The sequence below is a fragment of the Streptomyces sp. NBC_00557 genome, assembly GCF_036345995.1.
Taxonomy (GTDB): domain Bacteria; phylum Actinomycetota; class Actinomycetes; order Streptomycetales; family Streptomycetaceae; genus Streptomyces.
Window position 1 is genome coordinate 6,261,235 of the sequence record NZ_CP107796.1, and the last position, 11,705, is coordinate 6,272,939.

Here is an 11,705-nt window from a genome sequence, read left to right on the forward strand (position 1 = left end):
ACCGCCGATCCCACCGAACCCACCCCCAGCCACCGAACCCACCGCAATCCCCCCACTCCCGCCAGCACAGAACCCGGCACCCGCCCTCACCAGGTCGGCCGAACCCCCGGAGGGACCCGTCACTCACGTGGCCCCCGCCAGAACGCCCCTCCACGGCCCGCCGCGCAAAACTGCGGGCATGGGTATACGCATGCTTCACCGCCGGACGCCCGAGGCAGACATTCGGGCCTGGGCGGACACCGCCTCGGCGCAGGCCATGCTCGCCTCGCCGGTCCCGGCCCTCGCGGCCGACGCAAGCACCGCCCGCATCCCCGCGGACCTGACCGGGACCGTCCGCAGGGCCGCCGCCGGCCTCCGGCACAGACTCACCGGGCTGACCGCGCACGCGGACCACGCCCCCGACTGGCGCCAGTGGGCCGACCTCGCCCGCGGCTACCTGGCCCTCGCGCTCGCCGCGCTCCCGAGGCCGCGCCCCCGGCACACCCTCACGGTGTTCGTCGCGTCCCTCACCGAGCGGCCGGCCGCCCCCGCTCCGCACCGACCACCCCGCCCGGATCACCGGGAGCACCGAGATCACCGGGACCGCCCGGATCCCGGCGCCGACCCCACACCCTGACCCCGCCGGCGTACAGCACCAGCCCCAGAACCAGCCCCGCGCCCGCCCCGAAGCACAGGGTGGGCACCAGTTCCCACGGCCGCCCCGGCGCCCCCGTGAGCGCCCACCGGCGCGCCGCCCGCTGCACCGCCCCGGCCGCCGCACAGCCGCCGATCACCGCGCCGGCCCACCACCGGTCCCGCGCGGACAGCACCGGCACCCCCACCGGCTCCCCGTCCGCCGCACGCCGCAGCGCACGCGCGGCGAACGCCGCGATCGTCACCGCGCCCGCCACGGACGAGCCGTACTGCAGCCAGGTGAACAGCGGCGCGCCCGCCACCCGGTCCCGCCCGATGGCCGGAATCAGCCGTGTCCCCCACCGCCCTGATGGGTGAAGGCGTCCCACACCACATGGGTCAGCGCGCCCAGCACCGCGGAGATGTACCACCGGAGCACCGTGGCGGCGTCCGCACGCGCGCGTGGCGCACCGCAGCGCAGCAGCACGGCCGGCCGCTCCTGCCGGCCCCGGGGCAGCAGCGCGAGCAGCGGCTCGCGGACCAGGAGCCACAGGCCCACCAGCGCCCAGGAGATGGGCACGTCGACCGTGCAGACCCCGCCGAACGCGTGCGTGACCGCACCGAACTGCATGCCGCCCGGCAGGACATTCGCCGCATAGAACGGCATGTCGGGCGCGAAGGACCCCGCGACCAGCACCGCCGGCACGAGCGGGCCGCGGCCGGTCCCGTCCCGGCGGACCGCGGGCAGGACGGCCGCCGCATGGCTGAGAGTGAACGGCAACGGGTCCCCCGGGAGCGGTCGTCGGCCGCGGTGCGCGCACCGGTGGTCAGGCCGGTCCAGTATGCGGGACCGTCTGCCCCGGCCCGTACGTCCGCCCGGGGCCCGTACACGGCAACTGTGCGGCAACGCGAGTTGGCCATCCGGTGAAAACGGGCCTTGAACGGGTCCCGGTGCACAGCAAGTTGTCGTAGGGTCACCTGCGGTGCCGTGCCGGGCGCGCGGCCGGAACACACGTCACACCGCGGAAAGGGCGTCACAGGGGCAACCAGAACACCGGGTCAACCGTCACACCACAGCGAGGCAGACAGACGGAGACGGACGCACCGCGTCCACGGGAGGGTTCACTCGATGGCGGCGCATTTCGGAAGGCGGCTGCGCAAGGGGGCGGCGACCACCGCCGTGGCCGCGGCAGCGGTCGCGGCTCTGTCGGCGTCCCAGGCTCCGGGAACACCCGGCGAGGACCACGGGAGACAGACGACGGCCGGCGCCGCCACCCCTGTGCCCGACGCGGCCTCCGACGACAACGCCACCGGCAACTCGCCGTACTACACGGACCTGCCGCCGCTGAACAGCCCGAATCCCAGCCCCTCGCCGAGCGCCACCGGCACCCCCGTCGCCCAGGGCGACGCCGAGGCCGGCATACCGGCGACGGTCCTCGACGCCTACAAGAAGGCCGAGGCCGAACTGCGTTCCTCCAAGCCCGGCTGCAACCTGCCCTGGCAACTGCTCGCCGCGATCGGCAAGGTCGAGTCGGGCCAGGCCGAGGGCGGCCGGGTCGACGCGGGCGGCACCACGATCGGCAGGATCCTGGGCCCGGCCCTCGACGGCAACGGCTTCGCGCTCATCAAGGACACCGACCACGGTGCCTACGACGGCAACACCCGGTATGACCAGGCCGTCGGCCCGATGCAGTTCATCCCCTCGACCTGGGCCTGGGCCGGCCGCGACGGCAACGGCGACGGCACGAAGGACCCCAACAACGTCTACGACGCCGCCCTCGCCGCGGGCCACTACCTGTGCCGCAACGGCTGGGACCTCTCCCGCGAGGGCGACCTGCACAGCGCGATCCTCAGCTACAACAACTCGCAGGACTACCTGAACACCGTTCTGTCGTGGCTGGAGTACTACCGCAAGGGCACCCACTCCGTGCCGGACGGCACCGGCAGCGTGCCCACCCACCGCAGCGACGACGGCTCCCCGCACACCGACTCCCCGAAGCACACCAAGACGCCGAAGACGAAGCCGCATCCGAAGCCGGATCCCAAGCCCAGCACCCCCGGCGGCGGCAGCCCCGGCCCCACCCCGCCGAAGCCGCCCGCGCCGCCGACGACTCCGCCGACCAACACCGACACCGTGGACCACCTGGCGGACGCGGACACGGCCAAGCTCACCGCGATGGCCGGCCACGCCTTCGACCAGCGGATCGGCACCCGCGCCGTGACCAAGTCCGGCAAGCCCGTCGCCAAGGTCAGGATCCGCTTCACCATCTCCGGGGACACCGACGCCACCTTCACCGGCGGCGAGACCGTGGCCACGGTCGCCACCGACGCCCAGGGCGTCGCCCTCGCGCCGGCGCTCCAGGCCGGCGAGAAGACCGGCGACTTCAAGGTCACCGCGACCGTGGTGGGCCGCTCGGTCAAGGCCCTCGGCTACACGGCCACCGTCACCCCGCGCGCCGCCGACACCCTGACCCGCACCAGCGACACACCGCTGACCTGCACCCCGGGCGGCGAGTTCGCCGACCAGGTCCAGCTGAAGGCGACGTACAAGGGCGCCGTCGCGGACAAGGTCGCGGCCACCGCCACCCTGATCAAGTCCGACACGGACGCGACCGAGAACGACAAGGGCCCGTACTTCAAGGACGCCGACGGCAAGCCCGTACGCACGCTCACCGGACTCCAGACGGACGCCAAGGGCCTGCTGACCCTGCCCAAGCTGTACGCGGACGACGCCACTGGCACCTTCCTGCTCCGCATCACCACCACCGGCGGCGCCACGCTCACCGTCGAGCTGAAGGTCGCCGCCGCGGACTCCACGACGAGCCCGTCCCCGTCCCCCAGCCCGTCCGCCTCCTGACCCGCACACGAACCGCGGGGGCGCCCTCCACCGCACCAGCGGGAGGGCGCCCTCGTCCGTGCGCGCCCCGCTGCTGCGACGGAGCCACCTGACGACCCGTCAGAGGACTATGGCGCTGTACGCAGATGGAACCTGAACCGGTCAGCGCCTGAGTCGCGCGTTCGTGTGCCGGGTGGGCTCGGCGGTCGCCGGGTCCTCGGGCCACGGATGCTTCGGGTACCGGCCGCGCAGCTCGGCCCGCACGGCCTGGTAGCCGTCCTTCCAGAAGGAGGCGAGGTCGGCCGTGACGGCGACGGGCCGCCCGGCGGGGGAGAGCAGATGCACGAGCAGTGGTACGCCGGCCACCGCCGGCGTCCGGTGCAGCCCGAACATCTCCTGCAGCTTCACGGCGAGCACCGGCTGCTGAGGATCCCCGTAGTCGATCCGGACGCTCGACCCGCTCGGCACGGTGATCCGCTCGGGCGCCAGCTCGTCCAGCCGTGCCGCGTCCCCGCTCGCCCAGGGCAGCAGCCGCGCGAGCGCCTGCCCGGCGTCGATCCGGCCCAGATCGGCCCGTCGCCGGCATCTGCTCAGCTCCGGCTCCAGCCACTCGTCCACGCGCGCGTGCAGCGCCTCGTCGGACACGTCCGGCCACGGCTCGCCGAGGTGGGCGTGCAGGAACGCGAGCCGTTGCCGCAGCGCCTGCGCCTCCGCCGGCCGGCGCAGCAGCCCGAAGCCCTCCTGCCGCAGCCCGTCCAGCAGGGCGCCGCGCACGAGAGCCGGGTCGGCGTCCCTCAGCGGCCGTGCGGCGAGCTCGATGGCGCCGAGCCGTTCGACGTGCCGGGCGACGACGTCCCCGTCGGCCCAGTGCACCTCGTCCCGCTCCTCCAGCAGCGCCCCGGCGGCGCCGACCGCCACGCCCTCCTCCACGGCGGCTCCGAGCAGCACGCGCGCGTGCCCCTTTCCGGCGGGCCGGTCGGCAACGGCGACGACGATCCAGGGCGCGCCCCGCAGCGCCGACCCGTCCCCGAGCTCGGCCCGGGTGCCGGAGGCCATGAGGTACGACCCACCGTCGAGCCTGGCAACACGCTCAGGGAAGGCGAGGGCAGCGACGAGCCCGGCACGCCGCTCCTCCCCGGCCCCCTCCTCCACCAGGCTCGCGGGGGCCTGTTCGGCGGCTTGTGTCCGGCGGACACGGGTGGGCGAGTGGGACGACTCCGCCGAGGCGGCGCGCAGCCGCCGTACCTCCGCGGCCCACCGGCCCGCGTAGGCGTCACCCCCGCGCCGGGCCCGCCGCAACGCACCGGCGAGGTCGTCCCCGTAGTCGCGGGGCACTTCCTCGGACAGCAGGGCGACGACCTCGGCCGCCGCACCGGAGGTGTCCAGCAGCGCCCTCCCGAGCCGGGGGTGCACACCGAGCCGGGCCAGCCGCACACCGGTGTCCGTGGCCCGGCCGGCACGGTCCACCGCCCCCACCGCCGCCAGAGCGGAGCGCGCCGCCGCCATCGCCCCGCCCGGCGGGGGATCGAGCAACGCCAGCCCGGAGGCGTCCGGGTCGCCCCAGCAGGCCGCCTGCAGGGCGAACGCGGTGAGGTCGGCCACCTTGATCTCCGGCGCCGGAAAGGCCGGCAGGCGGACGTCCTCGGCCGGTGTCCAGCACCGGTACACACAGCCCGGCGCCTCCCGTCCGGCCCGCCCCGCCCGCTGCCGCCCGGCCGCCCGCGACGCCCGTACCGTCGTCAGTCCGCTCAGCCCCCGCGCATGGTCCACCCGCGGCTCCCGCGCCAGCCCCGAGTCCACCACCACGCGCACTCCGGGCACGGTCAGCGAGGACTCCGCCACCGAGGTCGCCAGCACCACCCGGCGCCGTGTCCCGGGAGCCAGCACCGCGTCCTGCACCGCGGCCGGCGCCCGCCCGTGCACCTGGAGCACGTCGACGCCGCCCAGCTCGCCGAGCTGCCCGGCGACACGCGCGATCTCACCCACCCCGGGCAGGAAGCACAGCACGTCCCCGTCCCGCTCCGCCAGCGCCCGCCGCACCACCGACGCCACGTGCGCCAGCAGCGCCGGATCGACGCGCATCCCGTGCGGCGGCCGTACCGGACGCGCCGGAGGCGCCCACACCACCTCCACCGGATGCGCGACGCCCTGCGCCTCGACCACCGGCGCCCCGCCCAGCAGCCGTGCCCACCCCTCGGCGTCCGTCGTCGCCGACGCGGCCAGCAGCCGCAGCTCCGGCCGCAGGGTCTGCCGTACGTCCCACAGGAACGCGGCCGCCGTGTCGGCGTCCAGATGCCGCTCATGGCACTCGTCGAGGACGACGGCGTCGACGCCGGGCAGCTCCGGGTCGCGTTGCAGCCGCTGCAGCAGCACACCGGTGGTCACGACCTCCACACGCGTGTGCCGCCCCACGACACGCTCGCCGCGCACCGTGAAGCCGACGCTGTCGCCCGGCTTCTCGCCCAGCAGCCACGCCATGCGCCGGGCCGCCGCGCGCGCCGCGATCCGGCGCGGCTCGGCCACCACGACCCGGCGCACCGGCCCGCCCCCGGTCAGCCCCGCCAGCACGAGCGGCACCAGCGTGGTCTTGCCGGTGCCGGGCGGCGCCACCAGCACGGCGGCGCCGGCGCCGTCCAGGGCGTCGGTCAGGGCGGGCAGGGCGGAGCGCACGGGCAGCGCGTCCAGGACGTCGTAACGGATCACGCCCCCAGTGTCGTACGACGGCGGAAGGGTCCCTCGCACGTGCGTGCACGTACGCACGCGTGTGCGAAAGCGGAACCGGCCCTCACGCGCGCGTGCACGTGCGCGCACATGAGAAGAGGGGCGTCAGTCGCGCTCGCACACGAAGATCGCCGTTCCCGGGATCAGGCTGCCCCGCAGCGGGGACCAGCCGCCCCACTCCGAGCTGTTCCAGGCCGGCCACTCCGGCTCCACCAGATCCACCAGACGGAAGCCGGACGCCACGATGTCCCGGACCCGGTCGCCCAGCGTCCTGTGGTGCTCGACGTAGACCGCGCGGCCCTGCTCGTCCTGCTCCACATAGGGCGTGCGGTCGAAGTAGGAGGCGGAGACCGACAGGCCCTCGGGGCCCGGCTCGTCCGGGAACGCCCAGCGGATCGGGTGCGTCACCGAGAACACGAACCGGCCGCCCGGCCGCAGCACCCGGCGCACCTCGCGCAGCACCAGCCGCGGATCGGCGACGAAGGGCAGCGCCCCGTAGGCCGAGCAGGCCAGGTCGAAGGAGCCGTCGGCGAAGGGCAGCGCGCAGGCGTCCGCACAGACGAGCGGAAACGATCCGCCGATCCTGAGGGCGTGCTGGAGCTGGCGGTGCGAGAGGTCCAGCGCCACCGGGCGGGCCCCCTGGGCGGCCAGCCAGCGCGCGCACTGCGCCGCGCCCGCGCCGATCTCCAGGACCTCCTTGCCCTTCAGCTCCTCCGGCGGGCCGAGCAGCTCCGCCTCCACCTCGTCCAGGCCCTCCGGGCCCCACACGAAGCGGTCGTCGCCGAGGAACGTGCCGTGCTCGACCTGGTACTCGTCGGCGTTGCGGTCCCACCAGCCCCGGTTGGCCCGTACGCTCTCCGTGACACCGGCGTCACGGCGTGTCGCCTCCGGTTCGAAGGCGTCGGTGACTTCGGGCTCGTACGCTTCCGGCTCTTGGATGATCGGCTCCCTCGTCGTACTCTTCCGTCCAACCCGCCGGGGTCCGTCACGGAGGCGGTCCCGGGGGCCTGTCTGGCCTCCAGGGACGTTTCTTCTGCCGGTTATGGGGTGATCTGCCCCGGGTGTGCGCCTTCGCGCATTGACCGTGTCCGGCTGCCCCCGTATGCTACAAGTTGCGCTGCGGGCCTGCGCACCTCAGACGTAGCAGGCTGCGCTCGCATCTGTTGTATGTCCCCTCGGTTGTCGAGGCGCCACCGGGCACCCGGTGTCCACAAGGTGGCGCTTCCTTGGCTGTCCGGCTTCTGCAGAGCGAAACGGGCTCCCGGCGTAAGCAGTACCTACGACTTCAATGTCCGTACCGGAGCCCTTTCCCACATGACGAGCAGCACCGAGACCACCGCCACCACCCCGCAGGTAGCGGTCAACGACATCGGTAACGAGGAAGCCTTCCTCGCAGCGATCGACGAGACGATCAAGTACTTCAACGACGGCGACATCGTCGACGGCGTCATCGTGAAGGTCGACCGGGACGAGGTCCTGCTCGACATCGGTTACAAGACCGAAGGTGTCATCCCGAGCCGCGAGCTCTCGATCAAGCACGACGTCGACCCGAACGAGGTCGTCGCCGTCGGCGACGAGATCGAGGCCCTCGTCCTCCAGAAGGAGGACAAGGAAGGCCGCCTGATCCTCTCGAAGAAGCGCGCCCAGTACGAGCGTGCCTGGGGCACCATCGAGAAGATCAAGGAAGAGGACGGCATCGTCACCGGTACCGTCATCGAGGTCGTCAAGGGTGGTCTCATCCTCGACATCGGCCTCCGCGGCTTCCTCCCGGCCTCCCTGGTCGAGATGCGCCGCGTCCGCGACCTCCAGCCGTACGTCGGCAAGGAGCTCGAGGCCAAGATCATCGAGCTGGACAAGAACCGCAACAACGTGGTCCTGTCCCGCCGCGCCTGGCTCGAGCAGACCCAGTCCGAGGTCCGCCAGACGTTCCTCACGACCCTGCAGAAGGGTCAGGTCCGCTCCGGTGTGGTCTCCTCGATCGTCAACTTCGGTGCCTTCGTGGACCTGGGTGGCGTCGACGGCCTGGTCCACGTCTCCGAGCTGTCCTGGAAGCACATCGACCACCCGTCCGAGGTCGTCGAGGTCGGCCAGGAGGTCACCGTCGAGGTCCTCGACGTGGACATGGACCGCGAGCGCGTCTCCCTGTCGCTGAAGGCGACCCAGGAAGACCCGTGGCAGCAGTTCGCCCGCACCCACCAGATCGGCCAGGTCGTGCCCGGTAAGGTCACGAAGCTGGTGCCGTTCGGTGCGTTCGTCCGCGTGGACGAGGGCATCGAGGGTCTGGTCCACATCTCCGAGCTGGCCGAGCGCCACGTGGAGATCCCGGAGCAGGTCGTCCAGGTCAACGACGAGATCTTCGTCAAGGTCATCGACATCGACCTCGAGCGCCGCCGCATCAGCCTCTCGCTGAAGCAGGCCAACGAGTCCTTCGGTGCCGACCCGTCCGCGGTCGAGTTCGACCCGACCCTGTACGGCATGGCCGCGTCCTACGACGACCAGGGCAACTACATCTACCCCGAGGGCTTCGACCCGGAGACCAACGACTGGCTGCCGGGCTACGAGAAGCAGCGCGAGGAGTGGGAGCGCCAGTACGCCGAGGCGCAGGCCCGCTTCGAGCAGCACCAGCAGCAGGTCATCAAGTCCCGCGAGGCCGACGCTGCCGCCGCCGCCGAGGGCGGCGAGGCCGCGGCTCCGGCCGCGACCGGCGGTTCGTACTCCTCCGAGGGCGGCGACCAGTCCGGCGCCCTGGCCTCGGACGAGGCGCTGGCCGCGCTGCGCGAGAAGCTGGCGGGCGGCCAGAGCTGAACTCCCCCAGCGGGGAACCCCAGCCGCTGAGGCTCAGCCGATAGCTGGTTCTTGAGGGGCCGTACCTTTCGGGGTGCGGCCCCTCAGGCGTGCTCGGGGGGCGTGCCGCTCGCCGTCCGGCCGCGGCTGGTCCGCGGTCGCGCGCAGTTCCCCGCGCCCCCAGGGAGTTGCGGTTGTCGGCACTTTCCTCGGCACCCCCCGAGAGCCCGGTCAACGGCGTGTCGCGGGAATGCCCACTCTTCAGGCCGTGTTGACCATGTCGAACACGAGGAGGAGCGGTCACAGTGCTTGATCCGCAGGGTTTGTACGCATGGGAGCCGAAGGGCCTCGCCGTGGTGGACATGGCGCTCGCCCAGGAATCGGCCGGCCTTGTCATGCTCTACCACTTCGACGGATACATCGACGCGGGCGAGACCGGCGACCAGATCGTCGACCGGCTGCTCGACTCACTGCCCCACCAGCTCGTCGCCCGATTCGACCACGACCGGCTCGTGGACTACCGCGCCCGCCGGCCCCTGCTGACCTTCAAGCGGGACCGGTGGACCGACTACGAGGTCCCGGCCATCGAGGTCCGCCTCGTACAGGACACCACGGGCGCCCCCTTCCTGCTGCTCTCCGGCCCCGAGCCGGACGTGGAGTGGGAACGCTTCGCGGCCGCCGTACGGCAGATCGTGGAGCGGCTCGGCGTCCGCCTGTCCGTGAACTTCCACGGCATCCCCATGGGCGTCCCGCACACCCGCCCGGTCGGCCTCACCCCGCACGGCAACCGCACCGACCTGGTCCCCGGCCACCGCAGCCCCTTCGAGGAGGCCCAGGTGCCCGGCAGCGCCGAGGCGCTGGTGGAGTACCGCCTGATGGAGGCCGGCCACGACGTCCTGGGCGTCGCCGCGCACGTCCCGCACTACATCGCCCGCTCCCCGTACCCGGACGCCGCCCTGACCGTCCTGGAGGCCATCACGGCCGCCACCGGGCTGGTGCTGCCGACGGTCGCCCACTCGCTGCGCACGGACGCGTACCGCACGCAGACGGAGATCGACCGCCAGATCCGGGAGGGCGACGAGGAGCTGACCGCGCTCGTCCAGGGCCTTGAGCACCAGTACGACGCGGCCGCGGGCGCCGAGACCCGGGGCAACATGCTCGCCGAGCCCGTGGACATCCCGTCGGCCGACGAGATCGGGCGCGAGTTCGAGCGGTTCCTGGCGGAGCGCGAGGGCGACAACTGACCTCCGCCGGTCCCGCTGTCGGTGGCAGCGCCTAAGCTGGCGCTCATGCTGAAAGTGGGCCTGACCGGTGGGATCGGCGCCGGCAAGAGCGAGGTGTCGCGGCTGCTCGTGGAGCACGGGGCCGTGCTGATCGACGCGGACCGCATCGCGCGCGAGGTCGTGGCGCCGGGCACGCCGGGTCTCGCCGCCGTGGTGGAGGCCTTCGGCGAGGACGTCCTCACTGCGGACGGCAGCCTGGACCGGCCCAGGCTCGGTTCGATCGTCTTCGCCGACCCCGGCAGACTCGCCGTCCTCAACTCGATCGTGCACCCCTTGGTGGGCGCGCGTTCCCGCGAGCTGGAGCAGGCCGCGGCCCCCGACGCCGTGGTGGTCCACGACGTACCTCTCCTCACCGAGAACGGCCTGGCACCGCTGTACGACCTCGTGATCGTCGTGGACGCGAGCCCCGAGACCCAGCTCGACCGGCTGGTCCGGCTGCGCGGGATGACGCAGGAGGACGCACGCGCGCGTATGGCCGCCCAGGCGACCCGTGAGCAGCGCAGACGGATCGCGGACATCGTGATCGACAACGACGTCCCGCTGGACACGCTGCACAAGCGCGTCGCGGAGGTGTGGGAGGACCTCGTACGGCGGGCGCGGGAGGACTCCGCGGAACAGGCTCCGGAATAGCGGCCCTCTCCGCGGGCGTTGAATCAGCGGAGTGAGGGAAGGACTCTGCCGTGCCCGAGACCAGCGGTTCCACTGGACCTACTCCGGAGACGCACGTCATCGACTTCCGCGCAGCCGAGCACCTGCTCAACTCGCGGGACCCGCGGGGCGCGGTGAAGCTGCTCGACGGAGTCATCGCCGCACATCCGGAGAACACCGCGGCCCGGCTGCTGCGCGCGCGTGCGTTCTTCGCCGCGGCGCAACTGCGGCCGGCCGAACTGGAATTCACGATCGTCCTGGAGCGCGAGCCGGACAACGCGTTCGCGCACTTCGCCCTGGCCCGCACCTACGAACGCCAGGGCCGCGCCGACCAGGCCAAACGCCATTTCCGGCTGGCAGCAGCGCTGGACCCGAACCCGCAGTACCTGAAGGCGGCCCGCTTCGACGACTGAGCCGCCGGCGACGAGCGGCGCTCTGCGCGCCGGGCCGGTCACGGATGCCGGTGTCTGGGTGGGCGCCGGAACGGGGCGCCGTTGTCCGGTGGCGGGTACGGCGGGACGTCGCGGCCCGGCTGGTAGTGCGGGCCCTGCCGGATGTGCCGGAGCACCATGGCCATGTCCGCGGTGACCACCAGCAACAGCACCCCGCAGGCAGCCGCCCAGCCGGGGCGCCCGACGAGCGCGAACGCCGCCGTGCCGAAGACGGCCCACACCAGGCCCCACACGCACAGCCAGAGCCGCGCCCGCAGAGCACTGCGCGCGGTCGCCGGTTCACTGCCCGTACGCATCGGACCACCACTCCTTCTTGCACCGTACTCTTCGAGAACGACGCTCACCAACGGCGCGACGCTCACCGACGGC

General features: G+C 73.1%; 9 protein-coding genes and 1 pseudogene. 6 read left to right on the forward strand and 4 right to left on the reverse strand.

Annotated features, from left to right (window positions below; genetic code table 11):
* The first annotated feature begins 178 nt into the window (after nucleotides 1–178).
* Nucleotides 179–616 carry a hypothetical protein gene (locus tag OG956_RS27445; RefSeq protein WP_330340674.1) on the forward strand — a complete coding sequence of 146 codons (438 nt, stop codon included), beginning with the start codon at nucleotides 179–181 and terminating at the stop codon, nucleotides 614–616.
* Here OG956_RS27445 and OG956_RS27450 read toward each other — a convergent pair.
* Nucleotides 507–1,393 (reverse strand): annotated as a pseudogene (locus OG956_RS27450) (DUF4184 family protein). The gene OG956_RS27445 and the pseudogene OG956_RS27450 sit on opposite strands and share 110 nt — an antisense overlap.
* A 348-nt stretch (nucleotides 1,394–1,741) precedes the next feature.
* On the opposite strand from OG956_RS27450, the gene OG956_RS27455 reads away from it, so the two are divergent.
* Nucleotides 1,742–3,469, forward strand: a complete 1,728-nt coding sequence (locus tag OG956_RS27455) for a lytic transglycosylase domain-containing protein (protein ID WP_330340675.1) — start codon at nucleotides 1,742–1,744, stop codon at nucleotides 3,467–3,469.
* Between the two features lie 141 nt (nucleotides 3,470–3,610).
* Here OG956_RS27455 and hrpB read toward each other — a convergent pair whose 3' ends face one another.
* Together hrpB and OG956_RS27465 are read right to left on the reverse strand one after the other, a co-directional pair.
* The gene (gene hrpB, locus OG956_RS27460) at nucleotides 3,611–6,151 is read right to left on the reverse strand and encodes an ATP-dependent helicase HrpB (RefSeq protein WP_330340676.1); all 2,541 of its coding nucleotides are present in this window, start codon (nucleotides 6,149–6,151) and stop codon (nucleotides 3,611–3,613) included.
* Nucleotides 6,152–6,274: 123 nt separating this feature from the next.
* Nucleotides 6,275–7,111 (reverse strand): class I SAM-dependent methyltransferase, encoded by an 837-nt coding sequence (locus tag OG956_RS27465; protein WP_330342962.1) that lies wholly within the window; start codon nucleotides 7,109–7,111, stop codon nucleotides 6,275–6,277.
* A gap of 372 nt (nucleotides 7,112–7,483) precedes the next feature.
* Between OG956_RS27465 and rpsA the strand changes: the two genes are divergently transcribed.
* The 4 genes from rpsA (at nucleotide 7,484) to OG956_RS27485 (ending at nucleotide 11,297) form a co-directional block, all read left to right on the forward strand.
* Complete coding sequence (gene rpsA / locus OG956_RS27470; protein WP_330340677.1) at nucleotides 7,484–8,974, forward strand: 30S ribosomal protein S1; 1,491 nt, start codon at nucleotides 7,484–7,486, stop codon at nucleotides 8,972–8,974.
* Between the two features lie 284 nt (nucleotides 8,975–9,258).
* Nucleotides 9,259–10,197, forward strand: coding sequence for a PAC2 family protein (locus OG956_RS27475; protein WP_330340678.1), 939 nt, complete (start codon nucleotides 9,259–9,261; stop codon nucleotides 10,195–10,197).
* A 45-nt stretch (nucleotides 10,198–10,242) separates the two neighbouring features.
* Nucleotides 10,243–10,866, forward strand: a complete 624-nt coding sequence (coaE, locus tag OG956_RS27480; protein ID WP_330340679.1) for a dephospho-CoA kinase — start codon at nucleotides 10,243–10,245, stop codon at nucleotides 10,864–10,866.
* A 50-nt stretch (nucleotides 10,867–10,916) separates the two neighbouring features.
* A complete protein-coding gene (locus tag OG956_RS27485; RefSeq protein ID WP_330340680.1) occupies nucleotides 10,917–11,297 on the forward strand; it encodes a tetratricopeptide repeat protein in 381 nt (126 codons plus the stop codon).
* A gap of 38 nt (nucleotides 11,298–11,335) precedes the next feature.
* Here the strand turns inward: OG956_RS27485 and OG956_RS27490 are convergent, their stop codons facing one another.
* A complete protein-coding gene (locus OG956_RS27490) occupies nucleotides 11,336–11,632 on the reverse strand; it encodes a DUF6343 family protein (RefSeq protein WP_330340681.1) in 297 nt (98 codons plus the stop codon).
* Between the last annotated feature and the right edge of the window lie 73 nt (nucleotides 11,633–11,705).

Bases quoted from the DNA above. Each gene is read 5' to 3' on its own strand.
- rpsA (WP_330340677.1), top strand. From the start codon at position 7,484: ATGACGAGCAGCACCGAGACCACCGCCACCACCCCGCAGGTAGCGGTC.
- OG956_RS27445 (WP_330340674.1), top strand. From the start codon at position 179: ATGGGTATACGCATGCTTCACCGCCGGACGCCCGAGGCAGACATTCGG.
- OG956_RS27455 (WP_330340675.1), top strand. From the start codon at position 1,742: ATGGCGGCGCATTTCGGAAGGCGGCTGCGCAAGGGGGCGGCGACCACC.
- OG956_RS27490 (WP_330340681.1), bottom strand. From the start codon at position 11,632: ATGCGTACGGGCAGTGAACCGGCGACCGCGCGCAGTGCTCTGCGGGCG.
- coaE (WP_330340679.1), top strand. From the start codon at position 10,243: ATGCTGAAAGTGGGCCTGACCGGTGGGATCGGCGCCGGCAAGAGCGAG.